Below are 25,512 nucleotides of genomic sequence, written 5' to 3' on the forward strand. Positions count from 1 at the left end.
GGCCTGCTGTCCGAAATGCGCCGTTAACGTGTCGCGAGCAATCCCACGATCAAACCGCCGATGGCCGCAAGCGTAATCGCCTTCCACGGGTTGTCATGCACGAAGTCGTCGGTGTTGTCGCTGACGCGGCGATAGCGTGCCGACACACTGTTGCGCGCCTCCGCGATGGCCCGCCGCGCCGCCCTTGCCGCCTGCGCCGCGCGGGCGGCTTCCGCTGCCTGCCGGTCGAGATCGAACCTGCTGCCCAGTCCTTGCGCCATCGTGGCAGCGGGCTGTGCGAGCACGGCCGGGCTGTCGCCGCCTTCGAGCACGCTGCCGTGCACATGCTGACGCACGATCCCCGGCCGATACACCGCCCCCGGCGCCAGCGATTCTCCCGCCCCGCGCTTGCCCGACGCGGGCGTGACATCGATGGAAGTCACTGATGCGCTGCTTTCATTGCCATTTGCCTGGTCCATGGCTTTCTCCTGATTCGCGTCGTCCCATCGTTCTTGAGGACTGCGACAACGGTTCAACGACTGAAGTCCACGCTGTAAGCGTCGCACCGATCGGCCCCGCGAGCAACCCAGCCAGTGACGTCGGGGAGAAATAACGCTTGGCAATTTTTCTCACAAACCCGTGAGAAATGCTCGTTTGTTGGGCCGCGCCCGCCCGCCTACGATGGCCGTGCGCCCGCATCGGCGGCGTGCATGAATCACTTCACGCCGCGCCGAAGCATTGCCCCGCCCCGCGCCGATACGATGGCTTCGCCACCATCACCCGAACCAAACCCGCCATGAATCCTGTCAATCTCGCTCAATTGTTCATCCTCGCCGCGCTGTGGGGCGGTTCGTTTCTATTTATCCGCATCGGCGTGACCGATCTGGGCGTCGCGCCGCTGATGACCTTGCGCGTGGGCATCGGCGCGGCGTTTTTGCTTGGCGTGCTGGTCCTGCGCGGCAAGACGCGCGACAGTTTTTCGACGATGCGAACCCACGCGAAATCGCTGCTGATGGTCGGCATCCTGAACTCGGCGGCGCCGTTTTGCCTGTTCGCGTATGCGGAGCTGACGCTCTCGGCGGGCGTGACCTCCGTCATCAACGCGACGACGCCGCTGTGGGGCGCGCTCGTCGCGTTCCTGTGGCTGAACGACCGGCTGACCCGTTTGCGCGTGGCGGGACTGGCCATCGGATTCGCGGGCGTGCTGGCGCTGGTCTGGGATCAGATGTTCACGCATGACGCCGCCATTTTGCCGCTCACGACGGCGCTGGCCGCACTTGCCGCGTTGACGGCAACGCTTTGCTACGGCATCGCGGCGAGCTACACGAAGCGTCATCTGATGGGCGTGGATTCGCTCACTGTCGCCACCGGCACGATGACCGCCGCGACAGTGGTGCTGCTGCCCTTCGCGCTCGTCTACTGGCCGTCCGGCGCAGTCTCGCTGCACGCGTGGGGCGCGGTGCTCGGGCTGGGCGTCGCCTGCACGGGCGTTGCGTACATGATGTTCTTCCACCTGATCTCGATCGTCGGACCGGCCAGGACGATCACGGTGACATTCGTGATTCCCATATTCGGCATCCTGTGGGGCGCGCTGTTTTTATCGGAGCGCGTATCGGCGGGCATGATGGCGGCATGCGCGGTCGTGCTTGCGGGCACCGCGCTGGCGACGGGCGTCGTCAAGCGCATGCCGCGCCGGATGCGCGCCGCCGCGACGCGAAGCTGATCTAACGCCAGAGCCCGACGAGCGGTCCGTCCTCACCCGCGACGGGGTCGCTGGCGGGAAACGGCAGCGCTTCCATGGCGCGGCGTTCGGGTTCGCTCAGGGCATCGCGTCGAATATCCCATTGCTGCCCCGGCGGATAGGCGCCGACCACCTGAAAGCGCCGTCCGCTCGTCATCAGGCAATGTCCGGTACCGGCGGGGAGCACGAGCGCATCCCCGGCGCGCACGGCAATGACGCGCCCTTTCGGACCGCCGAGAATGACTTCCGCTTCGCCCGAAGCGATGCCAAGCACCTCGTGCGCGGTCGAATGAAAGTGGTGATAGTCGAAGATGCCGTCCCGCCATTGCGACGGCCAGCCGTTCTGCGCGAAAAGCGCTTCGAATCGTCCTGCGGTGTCGGGTTCGCGAGGGTCGATCGCGCCATGCCAGACCAGCACCGGCAGGCGCGAATTATTGGGCACCCAGCCGTTTGCCGCGAGCATGAAGGACTCGCAGCGCGCGTCGGTTTTCTGAAAAGTCGATGTTTCGTGGGACATGGTGCGTTTCTCCGGTTTTCCGTTAGCCGGAGCAACGCATGTTCCAAATGCTTAGCGCCCGTGCCAGCCGCCGCCCCAGCCGCCACCGACGCCTATCCCGACGGACACGGCTGGCGCGCTGTAATAACCCGGCGCGTAGGCATATCCGTAAGCTGGCGCAGGTGCGGGCGCGTATCCGTATGGCGGTGCGTAGATGCAGCCGCTGAGTCCCGCCGCAAGCGCGGCAGGCAAAGCCAGCACGCGAAGCCAACGTAAGGCGCCGTTCGCCAACGGCTTATCGTTCGATGATGTTTTCATGGTCATGACAGCGTCCCCGTGCGCGTTGCATCACCAGCGGCGATAACCGCCGTGGTAGGCGTAATAGTCGCGGCGATTCCAATAGCGATGGCCGTCCCAATACTGATTGCCATGCCAGCCGATAAAGATGGCCGGCGGCGAATACACCGGTTGCGCATAAACCGGCCCCGGCTGCACATAGACCGGGCCGGGTTGGGCGTACACCGGCGCGGGCTGCGCATACACCACGGGCGGCGGCGGAGGCGGCGGCGCATAGACCGGCGCGCTATAAACCGGCACACCCAGATTAATGCCGATCCCCACGCCCCCCGCATGGGCGACGCCACAAGCCAGCCCCGCACTTGCCACGAACCCCGCGCCTATCAGTCCCTTGATCGTCATGTTTTTACTCCCGCTTTGAGCCGCGATACGGCCATGAATCCATGTTATCCGCAGCCGTTGCGTGCTGAGTTACAGCAGCTGTAACAGATGTGAATGCCTCGATGCCGCTTGTAACGGCCCGTGACCGTGATGACTGGCATGCACATCGGTTGCGCGCGCCGGCTCGCCCGTGGGATAGTTCGGCTTCTAAAAAAAAGGGAATCGGGGCGATGGATCTCTTGCGGACCATGCGAATCTTCGTGCGAGTGGCCGAGGCATCGAGCTTCACCGTCGCGGCGCAGCAACTGGACATCACCACCGCGCAGGCATCGCGCGCGCTGACGGAACTGGAAACGCACCTGCGCACGCGGCTGCTGAACCGCACGACCCGCCGCGTCGCCCTGACCGATGCCGGCAATCGCTACCTCGCGCGTTGCAAGGATGTGCTGGCACTCGTCGATCTTTCCGAGGCCGAAGCCAGCAATGCGCAAGTTTCACCGAGCGGCGTGCTGCGCATGCATGCGCCGATGACGTTCGGTCAACATTACGTCGTACCGGCACTGACGCGTTATCTGGAAGCGCATCCGTTGGTGCGGGTGGAGCTCACGCTTTCGCAGCAGGTGCCCGACATGCTCGATGAGGGCTACGACGTGTTCCTGCAAATCACGACCACGGTGCTGCCCGATTCCGCGCTCGTCTCCACGCGCATCTGTTCGATGTCGAGCGTACTGTGCGCGTCGCCCGATTATCTGGCGCGCGCGGGCGTGCCGCGCACGATCGAGGAGTTGTCCCGGCATTCGTGCCTGCAACTCGTCACGACGTTCTTTCCGGTCGATCGCTGGATTTTCGAGGGTCCGCAAGGGCGCGTCGAGATCGAACTTCCGGCGGGCCGCCTGCGCGTGAATTCCGCCGATGCGCTCGCCGTCGCGGTCGCGGACGGACTAGGGATAGCGCCGCTGCCGACGCTCTCCGCCTTGCCCTCGCTCAAGAGCGGCGAACTGGTGCGCGTGCTGCCGGAGTGGGAACTGCAAACGATGACGATCTACGCCATGTACGCATCGCGTCAATATCTCGATGCGAAGATCAGGACGTGGGTCGCGTTTCTGCGCGAATACGTCGAGGCGGAACTGGCGAACGAGACCGCTTGATGGAGATTACGAGGCCAGGGTCACAGCGGACCCTGCTTTTTTCGTTACGCATTAAGAATTCAAACGCTCTTTGCCTGGGCGGGCAGCATCGGCAGTAACTTGCCTTCCACCAGCGCCCGAACGGTCTGCACCGCAAGCCACCCGATCACCACATTCGACACCACGAATAACCCGAGCGCCAGCCATTGCACCGGACCTTGCGCGCCGCGTTCGAGCATGCGGATCGCCATCGTCGGGAGTGCGGCCGCGCCAAAGCTGAAGGCCCAGTAAGACGGCGCGAAAGCGCGTTGGCGAATCCACGGCAGCAGACGCGTGAGCAGCATCGCCTGATAGAGGCCGTAGCCGAGCAGCATGTAGGCGAACAGGTCGGGCACGCCGTGCGTGATCGCGAGATACGACACCCCGCCGACGACCGGCGGTGCGAGCTGGATGCCGAGCGTCGGGCGCAGCGCGTCGGGAAGCGGATCATGCACCGCCGCGCGATGCAGCACCATCGACTCGATCGCGAGCCACGAGAACACGCCCACGCCGAAGAAAATCGCGCCGAGCTGGGTCCAGCCAAGGCCCGCCGCGGCCGTTCCCGCGACGAAGCTGGGCGCGACCGTCGGCAGATAGATAGCGGGCGTGATCAGTTCGGGCTTGCGGCCGCCTTGCCAGAGGCGTCCGTGAAGATACGCGCCGAGCGCCAACTGGCTGACGACGCCGATCACGAACAACGCCATGCCCAGTTCGCGCGAATAAATCTGCGCGGCCTGCGCGGCAAGCAGCGTCGAGACCGGCACGAGCGCCACGAAAGATGATTGCACCGGATGCGCCAGTTCCGCGAGTGCGTCGTCGCGGCGCACGAGCCACTTGTGCGCGTAGGCGATCAACAGCGCCACCCAGACGGCGAGCGCGCCCGCTGTCAGCAAAGCCGGCACGTCGTGCGGCACGGCCCACACCCTCGCGGCCGCCCGCCATGCGCCCGCCAACGCCAGCGCACCGACTGCGATGCCAAAAAACGCCACCGGCATCGGGCCGCTTCTGGCGCGATCCATCGAAAGATTGCTGGTTTGCATGTCCCTTCTCCTTGAGCTTTCTGGTCCGGCGAGTTTGCCGGCCGTCGTTAGAGAGAAGCTTAGGAGCGAGCCGTTTGCCGCGTATGTCGCGCAGTCTCGTTTGGGCGCTCGATCGTCTCAATGCGCGACGCCCGGCCGGTGCGACGCCGCGTTCATACAACTTCGGGTTGCAAGGCGTTATTCCCGTGATGTCTCGGCGCCGAGTCGCGCGGGTGGCGCTTAAACTTCGAATTTGCGATTCACCACTCACGTTGAATTCATGGACCGTCATCCATCCCGGAGCCGAAGCGCGCGAAGCCCCGCCGTCAAGCGGCGCGGACTGCTGCGCGGCGTGTTCGCGTTGCGTCATTCCTGGAAGGGCATCGCGGCGACCTGGCGCGAGGAAAGCGCGTTTCGTCAGGAAGCATGCGTCGCCGCCGTGCTGCTACCGATCGCGTTTTTCATGCCGGTGAATGCCGCCGAGCGCGTGCTGCTCGCGGGCTCGGTCTTGCTCGTGCTGCTGGTGGAGTTGATCAACTCGGGCATCGAATCCATCGTCGACCGGATCTCGCTCGAGCAACACGAACTATCGGGACGCGCCAAGGATTGTGGAAGCGCGGCGGTGAGCGTGGCCATCGTCATCGGCGTGATGACGTGGTGCGTGATCGGCGGGCCGCTCGCGTGGCATTGGCTCGACGCGCGCGGCTGGCTTTAAGCTGGCTTTAATCGCGAGGGGAAGCGGCTTCCGTGGCCCGCAGCCTGAGATCGTGGCGCATCAGAAGTGCGCGCATCTGCGGCGCCATGCCGTGGTAATGCACGATGAAACTCTCCGCTGTCCGGAAACCCCAGGGCGTGTTGATTTCGAGCAAGTTGACGACGTCGTCGTTGGTGAGCTTCGTCTCGTCCATCACGACCCGGTTGAAGTGAAGCTGATCGCCGCCGCGCTCACGCAAGGTGTCCGCGTGTTCGGAGGATTCGACCTCCGCGGCGACACGCGCGAGCAAGGCGGCATTCGCTGGCGTATTTCGAAAACCCATCACGCCCGAATTGAAGAACCAGCAACCGATATCGCGTGCGATCAGGATGTCGCGCCCATCGAGAAGCGGTTCGAGCGGCCGTGCGAGATCGTTGATGAGTATGTCGGCGTCCAGCCACACGACCCATTCGTGTTGCGGGAGCAAATCGCCGAGGAGCCAGGGCTTGGCCCAGTTGCCGCGCATCTGCAAACGTTGTGAGAGGTGCGCCGGCACGTCGCGACAGACATGGAGCGTGTAGCCGTGACGTTCGCAGTAGTCACGCATGCTCGACTCGGCCATATGCCCGTAGATGGCTGCGTTGGGCGTGTAGAGCGTCGTGATCGCGATAGGACGCCCGGGGTTGTATATCACGTAGGGCGCCTGCGCCGGTTCCGGCGGTGCGTAGTCTGCGAACGCGTGAGGGAAATCGCCGTGCGCCGCTTCCAGATGCTCGAAGATAGCCTCGCACAGACGCGGATGAACGCACGTACGGGACAGATCCTTGTGATCTTCAGCGATGCTTATCGCAAAGACACGCACGCGCGGCCAGACCGGAAACATCGGGCCGCTCGCGCCCAGCACGATGTATAGATCGTCGGTGTCCACGCGCACCGTCTGACCCGGTGGCGAGGCTTCGAACGCGTTGAGCAATTCCGTTTCCACAACCGGAATCTCGGAGCCGAAACGGCACGTGTGCAGGACACGCAAGAGCGCGGCCCGCACGCCGGGCGTATTTCGCCAGAGCTGCACATCGCTCTGAGGAAACTCGCTCATCAACCGCGCAAGCACCCAGTCGCGCTCGCCGAGAATGTGTTCCATCGCTACCGGTTCCACGATGGCTGCGTTCTCGCTTAGCAAAAGCACGATCTCGCCAGGCTCGGCGCGGTTCAGTTCGCGCAACAGCGTTTCGTACTTAAAGAGCCATTGCGCGGCATTCAGCCGATAGATGCTGCTCGCATCGATCACGCGATGGCGGTAGCCATGCGCGAGTGCGTAACGACGGTGATTGGCAAGTGCTCCTTGCGATTCACGAAAAAGAAGGCTGACGACGAGCATACAATATTCGAAAACACCACTGGCCACGCGCGCACGCCAACTACGCGCAACATTTTTATTCGTAAGAGTGCGAACTATGCATGATCAGCCGGTGTATTTGCACCCCGATTTTTCTTAAATGAACCCTTAAATTGTTTCAGAACGTTACTTCACTTCCTTTCAGGTGCATCGCACTTGCCGTCTTCAATGCGACATCGAGCGTCCGGGCGCACACCACAACGCCGATAATTGCCAGCACATCGCGCGGCTTTGACACCTTAAAAAACGCGCGCACATGCATGCAAAATGCATAAGACAATCTTGCATGCAAAAAACCAAGGGAGAATCCAATGATGAAGCGCCGCCTTCCGCGCGTGCCGTACATCCTCGCGATGCTGGCCGCAAGCCTTGCTGCCTGTACGAGTCCTGTCGAGTTTTCGGCGAGCGCGAATCCGCCGGACGTCAACGATCCCTCCATCGGGGCGAACTTCAGCGGCATGGATCACGCCATGGACACGTGCAAGGCAAGCGCCGCGAAGGCCGGCCCCGGCCAGTGCACGCAGGTTCGCGCTTACGAGGCATGCATGAAGACACAGGGCTATATCGCCGTGCTCGGGCCGGAGAACCCGCCGAACTGCGGTCAGCCTGCGTGGGAAGAAGACGTGCGCAAGTGGCTCAGGTGAAAACGGATAAGCGCTTCATCGCCGGCCGGCCACGCGCATGAACACGAGATAGAACACCGCGCCTGCTGCCGCGCCGATCAGCCAGCCCAGATTGTTCGGCGGCAGCAGTTTGAGCATTTGCGTCGACAGTTCCCAGCCGACCGAGATCACGCCCGACAACACGAGCGCGGCCAGCCCGACCTTGTTCCAGCCGCCGTCGTAGTAGAAGCGTCCGCCGGGCTGCATCGAATAGAGTTCGGCGGTGTTCACCTGCTGACGTTTGACCAAATAGTAATCGGCCATCATCACGCCATAGAGCGGCGCGAGCACGGCGCCGAACACCGACACGAAGATCGTGATGGCCTTCGGGCTATCCACGAAAATCCACGGACACACAACGACCGCGAGTACCGATGCGATCAGCCCGCCCTTCTTGAAGTCCACATGCTTCGGAAAGAGATTGGCGATGTCATAAGCCGGCGACACGAAGTTCGCGACGATATTGATGCCCATGGTCGCGATGATGAACGTGATGCTGCCGATCGCCACCGCGAACTTGTTCTCGATGCGCGAGACGATCTCGACCGGGTCCATGATCATCTGACCGAAGACCTTCTCGCTACCCGCCGTGACGATTACCGTGATAACGGCAAAGGCCACGAAGTTGAACGGCAGCCCGAGAAAATTGCCGATCTTCATCTGCCGCTCGCTTTTTGCGAAGCGCGAAAAGTCCCCGAAATTCAGCAGCAGCGCAGCAAAGTAACTCACGACGAGGAGGATCGCGTTGATCATCGCGTGAAGTTGATCGTCGCCTGAAAGCACCTTGCCGCCGAGCGTCATGTTGAGGCTGCCCAAACCCGCGCGATACAGAATCCAGCCCATCAGAAAGAACATCACGACATAGACCGCCGGCCCGCAAAAGTCGATGAACTTGCGGATGATCTCCATGCCGCGCTGAAAGATGATGAGCTGCAAGAGCCACATAAAAAGGAAGCTCACCCAGCCGAGCATGTCGAGCCGCAGAAAGCTCGTCTCACGCCACGCAGCGACCGATGGCACGAACAGCAGCAGAAGCGTCGCCACGGCCTTGGACGCGAAATAAGTTTGCACCCCGTACCATACGATGCCCACCACGCCGCGTATCAGCGCCGCGAGATTCGCGCCCATCACGCCCATCGAGACGCGCGCCATCACCGGAAACGGAATGCCGTGAACGAGACTCGGCTTGCCAACCCAGTTCATCAGCACATACACGACGAGAATGCCGATGGTCAGCGCAAGCAGCACTTGCCAGCCCGAGATGCCGAGCAGAAAGAGGCTCGCGGCGAACGTATAGCCGCCGACGCTGTGTACATCCGACATCCACATCGCGAAGATGCTGTAGCCGTTCCAGGTTCGACGTGAGCGCGGGACCGGTGCGAGGTCGTGGTTGTAGAGGCGCTCGTCGGCATCGACGACCTGAACATCGGCGTTCGCACCGAGCGAGGCGGGGTCCGTGACATGGGTAGCGGGCATGAGGTCTCCTCGAAGGCATCCGACGCGAACCGATAACGCAGAACCGATAAGGACAGACTAGTGCATGCGGCGCGGAAGGTGAACGAAGATGCGCACGCTTACCCCGTTTGTTCGATGTTTCGATGCGTCTAAAGTCCATGCACGGGCGTGCCGTTAAGGCTTTCATCATCAGAAAAGAAACCACGCACTGCACTATCGCGATGAAGACCACTAATCACCATGTCCCGTCAGAGGACACCCCGAAGCACACGTCGGCACTCGCATTTGCCGCCGCGGCCGAAGCACTGGCCTTGTTCTGCCGTCTGCGTTATATCGATGCAGCCGATCTGCCCTCGCATGAAATCGACACGCTCTTGGATGTCGCCTTCGAGGAAGCCGCGCACATGGCCGCCGCCCGCATGGAGCCGGGCTTGCCGGAATAGATTCGCCCGAGTCACGCGGGATCGATCCTTGCTGCCCCCTTCCCGGCCAGGTCTGATTCACGCTCTCCCGAAGCCCCTGCGCCGCGGAGGTTTCCATGTCGAAGATTCTCGGCCCGGCGCTGGGCGCGCAGGTCGCAAGCGTCGCGCACGATCCCTTCGGTTTCGTGATGCGCACAATCAAAGCGTTCCGCGCCAATCAGGGCTTGTTGCTGGCGGGAGCAGTCGCGTATTACGCGCTGTTGTCGATCGTGCCGCTGCTGATTCTGATCGTCATCGCGCTGTCGAATTTTGTCGGACAACAAGAGTTGCTCGATACGCTCGCGCATTTGCTCGAATGGCTCGTGCCGGGACAGTCGCGCGCCGTCGTGCGCGAACTTGCCAATTTTTTGGCGCATCGCGCGGTGATCGGCTGGCTGCTGCTCGTTACCATGATCTTCTTCAGCTCGCTCGCCTTCACCGTGCTCGAGAACGCGATGTCGGTCATCTTCGTGCATCGCGTGGCAGTCAGGCGTCGGCATTTTTTGCTGTCCGCGCTGCTGCCGTATTGCTACATCCTTTTCCTCGGCGTTGGCATGCTGATCGTCACGTTCGTGTCGAATGGTTTGCAGGCGATGGGTTCGAACAGTATCGACCTGCTCGGCGTGGAAGTGTCGCTGCGCGGGGTATCGCGCGTGCTGCTTTATTTGCTCGGCGTGGCGGGCGAGGTTTTCGTATTGACATCGATCTATCTCGTGATGCCCGTGGGACGGCCGTCCTTCCGGCTCGCCTTGCTTGGCAGCGTGACGGCGGCGGTGCTATGGGAAATCACGCGGCACGTGCTCGTCTGGTACTTCGCGACGCTCTCGCAGGTCAGCGTGGTGTACGGTTCGCTGACGACCTCGATCGTCGTGCTGTTCAGTCTCGAAGCGCTCGCGACCTTGCTGTTGTTCGGCGCGCAGGTGATCTCGGAGTTCGAGCGCTTCGGCGTCGAAACGAAGGCGCCGCCGCCCGAATTCACGACTGAGTGAAGCCGGCAACTTTGGATTCCCGAATGGTCAAAGCTACCCTGCCTAAGACCGATTCCGCACGCACGTTCCGATGCCGTTTGACAAGCTAGAGTGAGCGCTCGGTTTTGCCCGCTAGCGGCGTTCGAATTATGCGTTTTGAATGCAATATTCCGCATGGCGCAAGCGCCGGCCGTGTTCGGCTTTTGTCTGTTCGATGGCGCACGCACCGCCTGTGCGAATGTCTGACAATTGCGCCGATACCTGCCGCATCCTTGTGCTGGCGTGATCCCTGCTACGGTACTATTCGTTTTACCTCGGCCGATCCGCACGCTCGCCGCTCATATGCGGCCTCGCGGCGATCAGGCTTCGTCGCGATCCCGGACTGCACGCCGGACCTCGTGTGGAACACTTCGTTTTCTCTCAAGCGCCAGTCGTCCTGGAGAATCTTCGGGACGAATGGCGGTATCGATTTATTGCGGCGGAATTGGCCCCAAGCAACGGAACGCGCCTATGCACGACCGTTCGGCTGGCCAGCCGATCATCCCGAGGATGACGCGCCGCTTCGAGCGTCGGCGTCACGGTCTTTGTGGTCGCGAGCCGTACGCCGGTCACCTTCTGGAGAGCGCTGTCATGTCTCGTCACGCCGAGCTACCCGAAGAAAGCATCGCCGGCCATCCCGGTCCGGCGAACGATCCCACACTTATGCATGCCGAGCTGTCGGCGAGCCCAGCCTTTGCGCCCGACTTCGACGACATGGCTGCACCGGCACGCGCGCCGGGCCGCTTCGGACGACTCGCCCTGTGGATGGCGTCGGCGAGCGCGCTGGGTATCGGCGTGCTCGGCACGGTGGGCTACGGCATGTGGTTCACGCACGATCAGCGCGTCTACGCCGAGGCGATGACGAGCGCGCGGCGGACGCTTGGGATCGAGCATCCCGTCACGGCGGTTTCACAAACGCAGGCAGCGGGGATCGTGCAACCTCTGCCGCCCGCGCCTGCGCCGACGTTCACGGCATCGCCGATCGATACCGCCACGTTGGCGGACAATGCGCCGGCCGCCGATCCCACGACGGCTTCAGCACCCGCAGCTTCCGCTCAACGCAAGCCCGTCGCCAATCGCGCCAGCCGCAATGGCACGCAGACGGCGCAAAACAGCGCCAGCGTGCGTCGTCATACCGCGCATCCCAAGTCCGAACCCGGTCTTTTCGCGCGCGTGGGCGCGTTTTTTCATCGCGTGAGCTATCAACACAATGGCCCGACCCGCCAGCGAGAGGAATATTCCCGCCCCTGAGCCGACGCTCCCGGCGCGCGTGCGCCGCGCGCTGAGCGCGGCCCGTGCGCTCGCCTGGCGCACGCGCATGCCCGGCCCCACGCCGCTCGCCGCCACCGCGTTGCTTTGTCTGTTGATCGGTTTGCTGATTCTCGCCTGGCAAGTGCGGGCGATCTTCTCGGCGCAGTTGCAACAGGAATATGTCGGACTGGTTCTGGAAGCCGTCGAACGCGCGGATGCGGCACGCTCCGCCGCGACGGCGCTCGACAATGCGGCGCGTGTGGATGGCGAGCATCAGCCGGCATACCGTGAAGCGCGCATCGAACTGGCCGCACGCATGGCGAGCCTCCACGCGTTGATCGCATCCAGCCCGATGCCCGCGCCTTCCTTGCCCAGCGCCGCGCTCTCTCCCGCGACCGAGCCTCGCGACGTGAGCAGCGCGCTCGATTCCGCCAACGCCTACTGGCGCACTGAGCGCGACCGGACCAGCGCGGCGGTGCGAAGCCGCGTCATCGGCGTGTCGCATACCTTGATCGCGCTGTCGGCGATCGTCTTCGGCGTGCTCATCACCGCGCTCGGAATGTATGCAAAACGCAATCGACATCTTGCGGGACTGTCGCACGAGTTCGAACAGGCTTCCCTGCACGATCCCATGACCGGTTTGCCCAATCGCCGCAAGCTCTACGCTGCGCTCGAAGTCGCGGCGAATGCGCTTGCGGGCAACGAAACGAACACACGCATCGCCGTGCTGTATATCGATCTGGACGGCTTCAAACGCGTGAACGACACGCACGGTCATCGTATCGGCGACGAATTTTTGATTGCGGTGTCGCGGCGATTTCGCGAGACCACGCGCAACAGCGATGTCGTCGCGCGCATCGGCGGAGACGAATTCGCCGTGCTCGTGCATGACTTCGCCAGCGACGCGGAGCTTGCCGCGATCGCGCAGCGGATCATCGCCTGCGTGAGCGAGACGGATACGCAGATGGGACTGTCGCTCGTGCGCGCGAGCGTGGGCATCGCGAGTTTTCCGGATCGTGTCGACGACTACTGGCGGCTCGTCGCCGCCGCCGACGACACGATGTACACGGTCAAACGCAACGGCAAGAACGGGTTTGCCTTCGCTTCACATGCGGAGTGAAGCGTTTTTGCATGATGCGTTTTGAGTTATGCATTTTGAATGCAAAGTTCATGCAGCCGCGCGCAGGTCCTCTTCGCCGCCGAGTGCGTCCGTGAGATCGGCAAACAGCTTGACGAGTTCACCGGTCATCAACGCGAAATCGGTTTCGAAGCGCTCTTCGTCGTTGACGGCGGTCGGATCGGCGGCTTCCTTGAGAACATCGAGCGCGGCGATACGCTTGAGCACGAGCGATGGCGTCAGCACGAAGGACACACGGTCGTTCCACGTCATTGCCAAACGCATGCACTGCTTGCCCGACTCGATATGCCGGCGCATGTCCTCGGTTTCCAGCGCGTGGCCCACATAGCGCACCGTCGCGCCGCCCTCGCCGGTCGAGCGTAGTTCGGTGTCGCGGTCCAGCGTGAAGTTCGAAGGCGCATCGCCGGTCAGGAGCCATTCCGTCATCGCCGACACGGGCGCTTGCTTCACCCGCACGCTCATGAGCGGCAAATCCGTTACCGACTTCGCCAGCAGGCCGATGATGTCATCGGCCACCGTGTTCGACGCCGCATCGATCGCGAGCCAGCCGCTCACCGGATCGATCCAGATGCGCGTGTCGCGACGAATACTGAATGCACGCGGCAGCAGTTCGTCGGTGACCTGCTCCTTGAGATCGCGCACCTGCTTGCGGCCCGGCTTGAAACCCTGCTGCTCCTCCAGTTCCAGCGCGCGCTCTTTCGTGAACTGCGTGACGACCGACGCGGGCAACAGCTTCTTTTCGGCACGATAAGTGATGAGCATCTGTTTGTTCGATGCATACACGAGCGCATCGTCGCCACGCGGCGAAACCCAGCCGCGCCGTTCGTTTTCGATGCTCGATGCCGCGCTGAATGCCAATGGCGCGAGCCATTGCTGCATGTGATCTTGCGTGATGGACCAATGAAGCGGAAGACGATGAAGCTGGAGATTCTTGAACCACATGGCGGGAATGTCGAAGATGGCGAAAGGCGGGCCATTTTAAACGAGCCGGGCTTTCAACCCAACACGACATCGCCGCGCGCCGGAACGGCGTTACACTAGGTGCGATTGCATTCATCATGCAAGATGCCATGCGGAACGCTTGAAATAACGCGAACGTCTTCGCGAGAAAGAGAGGCGACCATGAGTGATTTCGACGCCAACCGCACCTTTCGCGGCCTTCCGTTGACGCCCGACCAGGATGCCGAAGTCAGGCACTACATCAAGAAGAAAAAGCAGCGCGGCGAGCCGTGGGACACGCCCGATCTCGCGGCCATGTTGCGCGACATGCTGGAGCCGCCCGGCGGCGACGACGATTCCCTCGATGACGAAACCGACGAGGAAACGCGCGGCGTGGCCGAGCGCGCGTCGGCCTTCATCGACGAAGGTATGGACCCGATCGAGAGCAGCGAGGAATGGCACGCGGCGATGGAATCGGAAGCGATGAAGGGCCCGCGCCGGTAGAAAGCGCCGGTTATCGGACCGGCGCTGCATCTGCTTAATTCAGAACTCGCAGCTTCAATGTCTGTGGTGCAACCAGTCGCGCGGCGGATGCGTGTCCAGCCAGCGGGCTTTGGGCGTATGAATATGCGGGTGCCGGTGATGCATCCATAAAACCATGGCAATGCATAGCACCAGGACGATACCCGCCATCAGGCTGATCATCGGCTCGGTCATCGCAGTCTCCTTCCTGTCGAGGGCGATGACTTCATTCTATGCCTTGTTTTCAGGCTCCGATGCACACCGCGCCCAACGCGATCACGCAGCATGAAATCATGCGTCGCGCCGTGAGTTGTTCGTTGAGGAACATCCGGCCGATCAGCGCCGCGAATACCACGCTCGTCTCGCGCAACGCGGACACCGCGCCCATTGCGCCGTATTGCATCGCCCAGATGACGATGCCGTAGGCCGCGATCGACACAAGCCCGCCCGCCGCGTTTTGCAGGAGCACGCCACGCGGCGCGCGCAACGCCGCCGCCCCGCGCATGGCGATGAACAGCGGCGGCATGAGCAGATAAAACGCGAACATCCACGCGGTGTAGGCCAGCGCGCTGCCCGAGGCGCGCACGCCTATGCCGTCGATCACCGTATAAACCGCGATGGTCGCGCCCGTGACGAACGCCGCCCACGCGCCCTTTCTTGACACATTGCCGCGCTGCAACGCAAGCGAGATGATGCCGGCCGACACCAGCACGATGCCCACGATCGGCAGCGCGCCCGGATGCTCGCGCGCAAACAGCGCGGCACCGAGCGCGACCAATACGGGCGACGACCCGCGCGCGATCGGATAGGTTTCGCCGAGATCGCCCGTGCGGTAGGCACGCACCAGCGCCATGTTGTATGCAATATGCACAAGACCCGACGCGACGATGCAAGCCCACGCGCCCGCATGCGGCATCGGCAGGAACGGAATGGCCACGACCGAAACGATGCCGATGCATACACTCATCCATGTCATCGACAAGAAACGGTCTGCGTTGCCATGCAGCATGGCGTTCCAGGTGGCATGCAAAAGCGCGGCCAGCAAAACGAAACCGCCGACATAACTGAACATGTGGAGACGTCTAGACGTTTAGATAGGCTCCATTGTAGTCCAGCGAACACGACTCGCGCTTATGAACAGTTCGAAAAAGCTTTGCAGCAATGCACGTGCGCAACATGCGGCACGACCGTGCCGTCTATCCTATAGTGCTCATCAGGCACACACCAGGAGACGCAGCATGGCGACATGGAAACCGGATCCGAGCTTCTACCCTTCCCCTCGACTCGCCGCGAAGGCACCGCGCGAAACGCTCGCGTATGTCGCGACTTTCGATCCCGAGCGCAAGACGCCGGACAAGATCGTGACCGTCGATGTCGATCCGCAGTCGTCGGACTATACGAAGATCGTCGGTGAAGTGGCGATGCCCGATATCGGCGACGAACTGCATCACTTTGGCTGGAATGCGTGTTCGTCGTGTCTGTGTCCGAACGCGCCGCATCCGCACATGGAGCGTCGGTATCTGATCGTGCCAGGTTTGCGTTCATCGCGCATTCATATCATCGATACCAAGCCCGATCCGAAGAATCCCGTCATCGTGAAGACGATAGAGCCTGAAGAACTCGCCGAGAAGACCGGTTATACGCGTCCTCATACGGTTCATTGCGGACCGGGCGGCATTTACATCACCGCGCTTGGCAACGCACAGGGCGAAGCGCCCGGCGGCGTGTTGATGCTCGATCAGCAAAGCTTCGACCCGCTCGGCCGCTGGGAAGTGGAACGCGGTCCACAGCGGCTCGCCTACGACGGCTGGTGGCATCTCGGCTACGACACGATGGTCACGAGCGAATGGGGTCTGCCCGATTCCTTCGAAAATGGTTTGGTGCCCGAACTGCTGCTTGGCGCGAAGTACGGCCGCAAGCTGCATTTCTGGGACTTCACGAAGCGCCGGCACATTCAGGAGATCGACTTCGGCGATGAATATCAGCTCGTGTTCGAATTGCGTCCCGCGCATGATCCGACCAAGGCGTATGGCTTCGTCAATTGCGTCATCAGCCTGAAGGACCTGTCGTCGTCGATCTGGACGTGGTATCGCGACAAGGACAAGTGGGCCGTGAAGAAGATCATCGACATCCCCGCCGAACCCGCCGATGCCAGCGTGTTGCCGCCTTTGCTGCAAGGCTTCGGCGCGGTGCCGCCGCTCGTGTCGGATATCGACCTGTCGATGGATGATCGCTTCCTCTACGTCTCATGCTGGGGCACGGGCGACATGCTTCAATACGACGTCTCCGATCCCTTCGCACCGAAACTCACGGGCAAAGTGCGCATAGGCGGCATCGTGTCGAAACAGACGCATCCGGGTGCGAGCAACGGCGCGCTGAACGGCGCGCCGCAAATGGTCGAAGTGAGCCGCGATGGTCAACGTGTCTATTTCACGAACTCGCTTTATGGCGCGGTGGACAAGCAGTTTTACCCCGAAGGCATCGACGGCTGGATGGTGAAGCTCGATGCCGGTGCGGACGGCGGCCTCACCGTAGATCGCGATTTCTTCATCGACTGGCCGAAGGGACATCGGCCGCATCAGATACGCTTGCAAGGGGGTGATTGTTCGTCCGATTCGTTCTGTTATCCGTAATAATGAACGGGACGTCCGCGCTCTTGCTCACCGCCGCTGGCCTCGGCGCGTTTCACGGTCTCAATCCCGCGATGGGATGGCTGTTCGCCGTGGCGCTCGGGCTTTATGCGAAAAGCCGCCGCGTGGCCTTGCTCGCGCTCGTGCCGATCGCACTCGGCCACGCGCTGTCGGTCGCGCTCGTGCTGGCCGGGGCGCTCACGCTCGGCGCGTACGTCGGGCATGAGGCATTGTCGCGCGGCTGCGGTGTGTTGCTGATCGGCTGGGGCGTGTGGCGCATGTGGCGCGGACATCGCGGCCGCCCGACAGTCGGCATGAGAACGGGGCTGGCGGGTCTCGCGCTATGGTCCTTCGTGATGTCCGGTGCGCACGGCGCGGGCCTCATGCTGGTGCCCGCCTTGCTGCCGCTGTGCACCAACGCATCCACGCTGCACGCGACGGGCCCGGCGGTGGAAGCCGGCGCGCTCGCGCTCGTCGTTCACACAGCCGCGATGCTCGCCGTCATCGCCGCGATCACACTGACTGCAATGATCGTGCACGATCGTGCGGGACTTGCGTTCCTTCGCACACGCTGGATCAACATCGACCGCGTCTGGAATGTGGCCCTGGTCGCATGCGGCGTGTTTCTCTTCCTGTAGTCTCGATCGCACTGACCACGTTTGCCATTGCATTAAAAGACGATTTAAAAAGATGGCGGAATTCAGTAGACCTTAGACGGGTATGGCCTACCGGAAACGATTGCACCTTGCGACGCTTCTCGGCAATATCCTCCGAAAGGACTTCGCTTCACGGCCAGCATTGCTCAGGATTACCAAAGTCGACAAAGAATCGAGGGAGACCTTTTCATGCGCGAGATTTCATACGAAGAACAAACGGTTAGATCTGGCAATCCGCTCGCGCGTTACGCGCACCGCACGCGCATGACGATGGCGATCGACCTCGTCACGAGCCTGTGCGGCAGTTGCGGCACCGTGGTGGATTTTGGCGCCGGGCCGGGACTGTTCTTGCATACACTGGGCGAGACACGGCCCGACGTCACGCTCGTCGGCCACGACCCGTACATGGCACCGACCTTTCCTGAAGTTCAGTATGCCGAATCACTGGTGAATGTTCCGCCGCATAGCGTGGATGTGCTGACTGCCTTCGAGGTCTGCGAGCATCTCTATGCGAACGAAGTGGATTCCCTGCTCGCGGATGCTTCGCGCATTCTCAAGCCCACTGGCGCGCTGGTGATTTCCGTGCCGATCATGTATGGGCTCGCGATCGCCCCGAAAGTCTCGAACTGGATGATTCGCGGACGCACGCTTAAATCCGAATACACGCCCGGCGAAGTGTTCAAGGCGATGATCGGTCTTCCTGTCACGCGGCCGGAGAATCCGCGTGTGACGCACAAAGGGTTCGATTTCCGCGCGTTGCGCGCGATCATCAGCGACCGCTTCGTGATCGATGCAGTTCACTTGAGCCCGGTGCCGCACATGCCGTGGTGGATTAGTTCGCAGTATTTCATGATCTGCCGGCCGAAAGTGGTGGTTTGATTGAATACGGTGCTGGTGGCTAACATGTCGTGCAAGGGGCTGCTGTTGTTTGGGGTTTTATTGCAGTAGCCGCCTCCCCGGCGGGGGGGTAACTTTCTTTGCTGCTGCAAAGAAAGTCACCAAAGAAAGCAGCTTTTTACCCCATGCACGATGGCTGGAAAGGGTTGGTCTGGATTAACCGATGCAGTGGCCGCAATAGGACTTGCCACGCATAACGAGCCGTTTAGGCAACCTGGCGATTGCGCGCTCTAGTTCTATTGGCTTAGTGGACCGCAGTCATTCATTCGGCCATGCGCTTCGCGCGCCGAGAGCTTTAGAACGGAATCCCGCAGCATATTAGCGCCCAGCCACCTCACGCTTCCCCGCAAGATTGCTATTCGGCCGTACCTTGGTTAGGTCTCCGACTAAAGGTGACTGGCGCTGGTGTGTGCGCTTTGCCCAGAAGTGCTTACCAAGGTAGGGTCGAATAACGACATAACGGTGACGTGTGAGGTGGCTGGGCGCTAATACGCTGCGGGATTCCGTACTAAAGCTCTCGGCGCGCGAAGCGCATAGCCGAAAGAATGGATGCGGTCCACTAAAATCAAAGGATTCGAGCGCGTAATCGCGAGGTTGCCTAAGCGGCGAGCTATGTGTGGAACGTTCTATTGCGGCCACTGCATCCGTTAATCCAGACCAACCCTTTCCAGCCAGCGAGCATGGGGTAAAAAGCTGCTTTCTTTGGTGACTTTCTTTGCAGCAGCAAAGAAAGTTACCCCCCCGCCGGGGAGGCGGCTACTGCAATAAAAGCACAACAAACAGCAGCCCTTTGCACGACAAAACAAACGCAAACGGCTACCTACTCCCTCCCCAACACCTCCTCCTCCGTCGGCAACGCCCACCCACCCCCCAACGCCTTCACCAGCCCCACGCTCGCCGCCATCCTGCGCCGCTCGATGCGCACCGCCGCCCGCTGATCCGACAGCACGATCGCCTGCGACACCACAACGTTGAGATACGTGATCGCTCCATTCTCATATCGGTTGCTCACTTTGCCCAATGCGCGCTGCGCGGCACCGACCGCATCTTGCTGCGCTTCGCTCTCACGGCGAAGCACTTCGAGCGCGTTGAGATTGTCCTCCACCTGACCGAATGCAATTAGTACGGTCTGCCGATAATCGGCGACGCTTTCATCATACGCCGCGCGCGCCGCATCGCGAGCCGCCGCGCGTCCGCCGAAGTCCAGCGCCGTGAACGCAAGCGATGGCCCGAGCGACCAGAATCGACTCGGCGCCATGAGCCACGACCCGAAATGCGTCGCTTCGAGTCCACCTGTCGCCGCAAGCATCAGGTTGGGAAAAAACGCCGCCGTAGCCACGCCAACGCGTGCATTCGCTTCCGCGACGCGCCGCTCCGCCGCCGCGATATCCGGCCTGCGTTCGAGCAACGCGGACGGCACCGACAATGGCAATGCGGCAAGCGCCGCTGCAGGCGTCGCTTGCGCTTCGTTGAGCGGCGCGACATCGAGTGTGAAATCGGATGGCGCGACACCGATGAGAATCGCGATGGCATTCACCAGACTCGTCCGCGTAGTTTCCAGATCGATGAATTGCGCCTGCGTGGAGCGCAACTGCTCCTCGGCCTGCGCGACGTCCGCCTCCGCCGCGACGCCGCCTGCGAATCGATCACGCGTCAACGCCAGCGCTTTCTCGTATGCCTGCAAAGTTTCCTTGAGCAAGCGCTCCTCTTCCACCGTCCCGCGCAGCTCGAAGTAATCGGTCGCAAGCTCGGCCTGCATCGACAGAATGGCGCTTTGCAGATCAGCCGCGCTCGCCTGCGCGCTCGCACTTGCGCCCTCGCTCAAACGCGATATGCGGCCCCAGAGGTCAGGTTCCCAGGACACCTGAGCATCGACGAGATAGTCAGGCACGGTCTTGCCCGCGCTCGATCGATACAACACGTTCGAGGACACGCGCGACTGATTGAACGACGCATTCGCCGTGACGGTCGGAAAATAAGCGGAACGTGCCTGCGCGACCGCCGCGCGCGCGCCGCGATAACGCGCAGCCGCAGCAGCCACGTTCTGATTAGCGCCCGCAACGCGTTCTTCAAGCGCGTTCAATTTGGCATCCTGATAGACTTCCCACCAAGACGCGCGCGCTTGTGCATCGCCGGGCTGCGCAGGCTTCCAGTCGAGCGGCTCGCCGTTCTTGTACGATGCAGGAACCGCGACCTCGGGACGCACATAGTCCGGTCCGACCGTGCATCCTGCCAGCACCATGGCGAGCGCAAGCAACATCAGGCGCGGCATCATGACTCGTCGCCCGCTTTCTTCGGTGCCGCCGCCTTCGATTCACCGATCCGCACGACCGCCCCATCGATGATCGAATCCGGCGGGTTCACGATCACACGCTCGTCTCCATTCAGCCCCGATACGATCGACACGCGCGTGCCGTAGTCCGTGCCGAGCGTGATCGGCAAGAGCTTCACGCGATGGTTCGCATCGACGCTCGCGGCATGCACGCCATCGGGTCTGAATAACAAGGCATTGCCCGGCAGCGTATAGGAAGGGCTTGCATTCGTGAGCCGGAAACGCACCTGCGCATACGCGCCCGCGAAAAGTTCGCCTGTCGGATTCTTCACATCGACTTCGACGCGCATGGTGCGCGCGACCGGATCGACTGCGCCCGACGTGCGAACCGTCACGCCATCGAACGTGCGGTTGCGTTCCTCGTTGAGCATCAATTCCGCAGGCAGACCCACGGTGACGAACCGCGCATAAGCCTGCGGCACATCGACATACACGCGCAGTGTCGACGCATCCTGAATGTGAAAGAGTTCACGTCCCATCGAGGCGCTGCCCGCATCGATCAACTGACCGACATCGGTATTGCGCGCGGTGACGACACCATCGAACGGCGCATAGATTTTCTGGAACGACACCATCTGTTCGAGACGCGATACATTCGCCTGCGACGCATTCAAGGCCGCTTCCTTCGCAAGCATGTCGCCATTCTTTTCATCGGTCTCCTGACGAGATACCGAATTGTTCTTCATCATCTGCGTCCAGCGATCGGCCGTCGTCTTAGCAAGCAGATAGTTCGCGCGCGCGGTCTGCGCATCGGCGCGCGCCTGGCGAAGCTGATCGTTGATCTCGGGTGTATCGATCTCCGCGAGCAATTGCCCCTTCTTCACCTTCGTGCCGATATCGACAGTCCAACGCTTGAGATAACCGCTCGTGCGCGCGAAGATCGGCGCATCAGAAAACGCGCGGATATCGCCTGCCAGCACGAGATCCTGCGTCGGTTTCATGCGCACGGGCTTGATGACTTCGACGGTCTGCATGCCGTGCTCGTTGGCATCGCGCTCCAGTTCCGCATGCGCCGTGTGTCGCGACAGAATGCCCTGCGCGACGAGCCCGACGACCACGATAAGCGCGATCACGGCCCACAGGCGTCCCCGTTTGGCTTGCGATCGGTCCTTCGACTGCTCTTTCATGCGAACCCCGTTCATTGCTCGGCGCCTTTCAGGCGCGCGCTGTCATTGCGCGCCTCGATGCGCTTATAGACCATCGAGAACACCACCGGCACGAAGAACAATGTCGCCAACGTGCCCACCATCAGTCCGCCGATCACCGCGCGTCCCAGCGGCGCGTTCTGCTCGCCGCCTTCGCCCAGGCCGATCGCCATCGGCACCATGCCGATCATCATCGCGAGCGCCGTCATAAGCACCGGACGAAAGCGCGTGAAGCCCGCTTCCAGTGCGCTGCGCACCGCATCGCCATGTTCCTGCAAAGCAGAACGCGCGAAACTCACCACCAGAATGCTGTTCGCCGTCGCGATGCCGATACACATGATCGCGCCCGTCAATGCTGGAATAGATAATGTGGTGTGCGTAAGAAACAGCATCCACACGATACCCGCCAGCGCGCCCGGCAGCGCCGTGATGATGATGAACGGATCGAGCCACGACTGAAAGTTCACGACGATCAGCAAATACACCAGCACCACGGCGAGAATCAATCCGAACGCGAGGCCGGAGAACGAGCCGTTCATCGTTTCGACCTGCCCGTGTATTTCGATGGATGAACCCTTGGGCAACTGTGCGCGCGCATCGTCGATGATGCGCTGCACGTCGTCCGACACCGCGCCGAGATCGCGCCGCTCGGTGGTCGCATAGAGATTGATCGTGGTTTGCGCGTTGTAGTGATAGACCACGGCATCGCGCGAACCGCGCGATAGCGATGCGAGCGCACCGAGAATATTCGTCTTGCCCGTGGCCGACGTCACCGGGATGTTGGCGACCGACTGCAATGAATTCATGTCGTATTGCGGCGCGGACGTGATGACGTTATAGCTCACGCCATTGACTGGATTGAGCCAGAACGTGGGCGTCGTCTGCTGACTGCCGGATAGCGTGATAAGCAGATTGTTTGCCACATCGCGCTGCGTGAATCCGGCCTGCAATGCTTTCGTGCGATCCACATCGACATTGATGGATGGCAGGTCTGAAGGCTGTTGAATGCGCGCATCGACAAGACCGGGCACGCGCCGGATCTTCTCCAGCAAGTGATTTGCGAATGCACGATTGCCGCGCACGTCGCGGCCGGTGACGGCGATATCGATCGGTGCGGGCACACCGAAGTTGAGAATCTGACTCGTGATATCCGCGGGCAAGAATGAAAACGCGACGCCGGGAAACTCTTGCGGCAAGCGCTTTCTCAACTCGCGAATATAGTCGTCGGTCGGCTTGTGATTTTCATTGAGGCTGATGAGTACATCTGCATCCGCCGTGCTCACCGTGCCTGTGTTGCTATAGGAAAGATTGATGCCCGAGATCGGCAAACCCATGTTGTCGATGATCGAATGTACCTCGCCGCGTGGAATGAGTTCGCGTATGCGGTTATCGACGCGATCTGTCAATGCCGCCGTTTCCTCTATACGTGTACCGGTTTTCGTGCGCAAGTGCAGCGCGATCACGCCGGAATCCACGGAAGGAAAGAAATCGCGTCCGAGAAACGGAGTGAGTGCGAGCGAGAGAAGACAACACGCAAGAAACAACGCTGCAAAGCGACCCGGACGGTCGAGCCTAGCTTCGAGAAACGCACGATAACGCTGACGTACCCCTTCAAAATTTCGCTCGAACGCAAGGTGAATGCGCACGAATGGATTGCGCGATCCCTTCATTGTTTCGACATCGCCGCCCATGTGTTCGTGATGGCGCAAGAGATATTTCGCGAGCGTCGGAATGAGTGTGCGCGAGAAGAAATAAGATGCCAGCATGGCGAATACCACGGCTTCGGCCATCGGCACGAATAGATAATGCGCGACGCCGGTCAGCAGGAACATCGGAATGAACACGATGCAAATGGATAACGTGGACACGAGCGTTGGCACGGCGATCTGTTGCGCGCCATCGAGAATGGCTTCTTCCAGCGCCTTGCCCTGCTCCAGATTCTGGCTGATATTTTCGATGGCAACGGTCGCGTCATCGACAAGAATACCGACTGCGAGCGCCAGCCCGCCCAGCGTCATGATGTTGATGGTCTGCCCGATCGCGGACAGCGCCACAATGGACGTGAGCATCGATAACGGTATCGATACCGCGATGATGAGCGTGGCGCGCCAGCTTCCGAGAAACAGCAGCACCATGAGCGCGGTCAGGCCAGCCGCGATGACCGCCTCGCGCAACACGCCTTCCACCGAGGCACGCACGAACAATGACTGATCCGCGACGGGATCGATCTTGAGCGATTCGGGCACCATGCCGCGCAAGGTCGGAAGAAGTGCCTTCACGCGCGCGACGATATCCAGCGTGGAAGCATTGCCGCTCTTGTTGATGGTGAGCAGCGCCGCGCGCGTGCCATCCACGCGCACGATATTGGTCTGAGGCTGAAAGCCATCTCTTACATGCGCGACGTCCTTGATATAGATGGTGCCGCCGGGCCCCGTGCGAATGGGAATGTCGTTGAGCCCTTCTATCGTATCGGGACTCGCGTTGAGGCCCACGGAATATTCAGTTGAACCGATCTTGGCCGTGCCGGTCGGCAATATCAGGTTTTGCGCGCTGATCGCATTCACTACATCAGTTGGCGCAAGATTCTTCGCTTGCAGCCTGCGCGAATCGATATCGACCATGATCTGCCGTTGCTTGCCGCCATACGGCAAAGGCACGGAAGCGCCCTGCACAGTCGCGAGTTGTGTCTTGAGAAAACTATTGCCGAAGTCGAATAGCTGTTGTTCCGAGAGTTCGGCAGACGATAACGCAAGCCTCAGAATCGGTACGGTCGATGCATTGAAGCGAAGGATATTCGGTGGCGTGATGCCCGGCGGCAACGAGCGCAACTGCGTTTGCGAAAGCGCGGTGATTTCCGCGATCGCTTCATCCACGTTCGCGTTGGGCTGAAAGTAGATGCGTATCACCGCGATGCCCGGCAGCGATTCCGATTCGATATGCTCGATATCGTTCACCGCCACCGACAAGCCCCGCTCGTAATTGAGCGTGATGCGGCGCTCCATCTGATCCGGCGGCAAGCCGTTATACGTCCAGATGACGCTCACCACCGGAATGTCGATATTCGGAAAGATATCGGTTGGCGTGCGCAGAATGACGAGCGGGCCGATGATCAACAGCAGCAATGACAGAACGATAAATGTGTACGGGCGCTTGAGCGCGAGTCTGACGATCCACATCGAAGTTCTGCCCGCCCCTGTCCAGTTTTCGTTATTCGAATGCTTTCGAAACCAATTCGAAATCAGTCGCTA

General features: G+C 61.4%; 25 protein-coding genes. 12 read left to right on the forward strand and 13 right to left on the reverse strand.

What is annotated here, in order from left to right:
* Positions 1-23: 23 nt before the first annotated feature.
* On the reverse strand, positions 24-458 hold the full coding sequence (locus ACZCWR_RS11495) for an ElaB/YgaM/YqjD family protein (RefSeq protein ID WP_487300886.1): 435 nt from the start codon (positions 456-458) through the stop codon (positions 24-26).
* A gap of 317 nt (positions 459-775) precedes the next feature.
* Between ACZCWR_RS11495 and ACZCWR_RS11500 the strand changes: the two genes are divergently transcribed.
* The gene (locus tag ACZCWR_RS11500) at positions 776-1,702 is read left to right on the forward strand and encodes a DMT family transporter (protein ID WP_487300887.1); all 927 of its coding nucleotides are present in this window, start codon (positions 776-778) and stop codon (positions 1,700-1,702) included.
* 1 nt (position 1,703) lies between these two features.
* Here ACZCWR_RS11500 and ACZCWR_RS11505 read toward each other — a convergent pair whose 3' ends face one another.
* The 3 genes from ACZCWR_RS11505 to ACZCWR_RS11515 are packed head-to-tail and all read right to left on the reverse strand — an operon-like array spanning position 1,704 to position 2,915.
* Entirely contained in the window at positions 1,704-2,237 is a 534-nt protein-coding gene (locus ACZCWR_RS11505; RefSeq protein WP_487300888.1) for a cupin domain-containing protein, read from the reverse strand.
* Between the two features lie 51 nt (positions 2,238-2,288).
* A complete protein-coding gene (locus ACZCWR_RS11510) occupies positions 2,289-2,540 on the reverse strand; it encodes a hypothetical protein (RefSeq protein ID WP_487300889.1) in 252 nt (83 codons plus the stop codon).
* A 24-nt stretch (positions 2,541-2,564) separates the two neighbouring features.
* The gene (locus tag ACZCWR_RS11515) at positions 2,565-2,915 is read right to left on the reverse strand and encodes a hypothetical protein (protein WP_487300890.1); all 351 of its coding nucleotides are present in this window, start codon (positions 2,913-2,915) and stop codon (positions 2,565-2,567) included.
* A gap of 209 nt (positions 2,916-3,124) precedes the next feature.
* Here ACZCWR_RS11515 and ACZCWR_RS11520 point away from each other — a divergent pair, with 209 nt between their 5' ends.
* Complete coding sequence (locus ACZCWR_RS11520; RefSeq protein WP_487300891.1) at positions 3,125-4,042, forward strand: LysR family transcriptional regulator; 918 nt, start codon at positions 3,125-3,127, stop codon at positions 4,040-4,042.
* A gap of 59 nt (positions 4,043-4,101) precedes the next feature.
* Here the strand turns inward: ACZCWR_RS11520 and tehA are convergent, their stop codons facing one another.
* Entirely contained in the window at positions 4,102-5,100 is a 999-nt protein-coding gene (tehA, locus tag ACZCWR_RS11525; RefSeq protein ID WP_487300892.1) for a dicarboxylate transporter/tellurite-resistance protein TehA, read from the reverse strand.
* Positions 5,101-5,359: 259 nt separating this feature from the next.
* Between tehA and ACZCWR_RS11530 the strand changes: the two genes are divergently transcribed.
* Positions 5,360-5,794, forward strand: a complete 435-nt coding sequence (locus tag ACZCWR_RS11530; RefSeq protein ID WP_487300893.1) for a diacylglycerol kinase — start codon at positions 5,360-5,362, stop codon at positions 5,792-5,794.
* 7 nt (positions 5,795-5,801) lie between these two features.
* Here the strand turns inward: ACZCWR_RS11530 and ACZCWR_RS11535 are convergent, their stop codons facing one another.
* Positions 5,802-7,178 carry a glycosyltransferase family protein gene (locus tag ACZCWR_RS11535; RefSeq protein ID WP_487300894.1) on the reverse strand — a complete coding sequence of 459 codons (1,377 nt, stop codon included), beginning with the start codon at positions 7,176-7,178 and terminating at the stop codon, positions 5,802-5,804.
* 302 nt (positions 7,179-7,480) lie between these two features.
* On the opposite strand from ACZCWR_RS11535, the gene ACZCWR_RS11540 reads away from it, so the two are divergent.
* Entirely contained in the window at positions 7,481-7,813 is a 333-nt protein-coding gene (locus ACZCWR_RS11540; RefSeq protein ID WP_487300895.1) for a hypothetical protein, read from the forward strand.
* Positions 7,814-7,828: 15 nt separating this feature from the next.
* On the opposite strand, the gene ACZCWR_RS11545 is transcribed toward ACZCWR_RS11540, so the two are convergent.
* Positions 7,829-9,307 (reverse strand): NCS1 family nucleobase:cation symporter-1, encoded by a 1,479-nt coding sequence (locus ACZCWR_RS11545; protein ID WP_487300896.1) that lies wholly within the window; start codon positions 9,305-9,307, stop codon positions 7,829-7,831.
* Positions 9,308-9,507: 200 nt separating this feature from the next.
* On the opposite strand from ACZCWR_RS11545, the gene ACZCWR_RS11550 reads away from it, so the two are divergent.
* The 4 genes from ACZCWR_RS11550 to ACZCWR_RS11565 all read left to right on the forward strand — a co-directional run bounded on the left by ACZCWR_RS11550 (position 9,508) and on the right by ACZCWR_RS11565 (position 13,125).
* Positions 9,508-9,729 (forward strand): hypothetical protein, encoded by a 222-nt coding sequence (locus ACZCWR_RS11550; RefSeq protein WP_487300897.1) that lies wholly within the window; start codon positions 9,508-9,510, stop codon positions 9,727-9,729.
* A 95-nt stretch (positions 9,730-9,824) separates the two neighbouring features.
* On the forward strand, positions 9,825-10,736 hold the full coding sequence (locus ACZCWR_RS11555) for a YihY/virulence factor BrkB family protein (RefSeq protein WP_487300898.1): 912 nt from the start codon (positions 9,825-9,827) through the stop codon (positions 10,734-10,736).
* Positions 10,737-11,345: 609 nt separating this feature from the next.
* Complete coding sequence (locus ACZCWR_RS11560; protein ID WP_487300899.1) at positions 11,346-12,005, forward strand: hypothetical protein; 660 nt, start codon at positions 11,346-11,348, stop codon at positions 12,003-12,005.
* A complete protein-coding gene (locus tag ACZCWR_RS11565) occupies positions 11,965-13,125 on the forward strand; it encodes a diguanylate cyclase domain-containing protein (RefSeq protein ID WP_487300900.1) in 1,161 nt (386 codons plus the stop codon). Before ACZCWR_RS11560 ends, ACZCWR_RS11565 begins: the two co-directional genes overlap by 41 nt.
* Before the next feature lie 48 nt (positions 13,126-13,173).
* Here the strand turns inward: ACZCWR_RS11565 and ACZCWR_RS11570 are convergent, their stop codons facing one another.
* Positions 13,174-14,085, reverse strand: coding sequence for a recombination-associated protein RdgC (locus ACZCWR_RS11570; RefSeq protein ID WP_487300901.1), 912 nt, complete (start codon positions 14,083-14,085; stop codon positions 13,174-13,176).
* Between the two features lie 180 nt (positions 14,086-14,265).
* Between ACZCWR_RS11570 and ACZCWR_RS11575 the strand changes: the two genes are divergently transcribed.
* Positions 14,266-14,586, forward strand: coding sequence for a hypothetical protein (locus tag ACZCWR_RS11575; RefSeq protein WP_487300902.1), 321 nt, complete (start codon positions 14,266-14,268; stop codon positions 14,584-14,586).
* Between the two features lie 54 nt (positions 14,587-14,640).
* Here ACZCWR_RS11575 and ACZCWR_RS11580 read toward each other — a convergent pair whose 3' ends face one another.
* Together ACZCWR_RS11580 and ACZCWR_RS11585 are read right to left on the reverse strand one after the other, a co-directional pair.
* Complete coding sequence (locus ACZCWR_RS11580) at positions 14,641-14,799, reverse strand: hypothetical protein (protein WP_487300903.1); 159 nt, start codon at positions 14,797-14,799, stop codon at positions 14,641-14,643.
* 49 nt (positions 14,800-14,848) lie between these two features.
* Positions 14,849-15,676 (reverse strand): EamA family transporter, encoded by an 828-nt coding sequence (locus ACZCWR_RS11585; protein ID WP_487300904.1) that lies wholly within the window; start codon positions 15,674-15,676, stop codon positions 14,849-14,851.
* Between the two features lie 166 nt (positions 15,677-15,842).
* Between ACZCWR_RS11585 and ACZCWR_RS11590 the strand changes: the two genes are divergently transcribed.
* The 3 genes from ACZCWR_RS11590 (at position 15,843) to ACZCWR_RS11600 (ending at position 18,769) form a co-directional block, all read left to right on the forward strand.
* Positions 15,843-17,237: a selenium-binding family protein gene (locus ACZCWR_RS11590; RefSeq protein WP_487300905.1), complete on the forward strand. Its 1,395-nt coding sequence runs from the start codon at positions 15,843-15,845 to the stop codon at positions 17,235-17,237.
* A gap of 2 nt (positions 17,238-17,239) precedes the next feature.
* Positions 17,240-17,872 carry a hypothetical protein gene (locus ACZCWR_RS11595; protein WP_487300906.1) on the forward strand — a complete coding sequence of 211 codons (633 nt, stop codon included), beginning with the start codon at positions 17,240-17,242 and terminating at the stop codon, positions 17,870-17,872.
* 207 nt (positions 17,873-18,079) lie between these two features.
* A complete protein-coding gene (locus ACZCWR_RS11600) occupies positions 18,080-18,769 on the forward strand; it encodes a class I SAM-dependent methyltransferase (protein ID WP_487300907.1) in 690 nt (229 codons plus the stop codon).
* Positions 18,770-19,607: 838 nt separating this feature from the next.
* Here the strand turns inward: ACZCWR_RS11600 and ACZCWR_RS11605 are convergent.
* From ACZCWR_RS11605 to ACZCWR_RS11615, 3 genes are read right to left on the reverse strand one after another with little or no spacing between them, the layout of a single operon-like run.
* Positions 19,608-21,062, reverse strand: a complete 1,455-nt coding sequence (locus ACZCWR_RS11605) for an efflux transporter outer membrane subunit (RefSeq protein WP_487300908.1) — start codon at positions 21,060-21,062, stop codon at positions 19,608-19,610.
* Positions 21,059-22,246, reverse strand: coding sequence for an efflux RND transporter periplasmic adaptor subunit (locus ACZCWR_RS11610; protein ID WP_487303312.1), 1,188 nt, complete (start codon positions 22,244-22,246; stop codon positions 21,059-21,061). Before ACZCWR_RS11610 ends, ACZCWR_RS11605 begins: the two co-directional genes overlap by 4 nt.
* 11 nt (positions 22,247-22,257) lie before the next feature.
* On the reverse strand, positions 22,258-25,440 hold the full coding sequence (locus ACZCWR_RS11615) for an efflux RND transporter permease subunit (RefSeq protein WP_487300909.1): 3,183 nt from the start codon (positions 25,438-25,440) through the stop codon (positions 22,258-22,260).
* Between the last annotated feature and the right edge of the window lie 72 nt (positions 25,441-25,512).

The sequence above is a fragment of the Caballeronia sp. A2-2 genome, assembly GCF_057612605.2.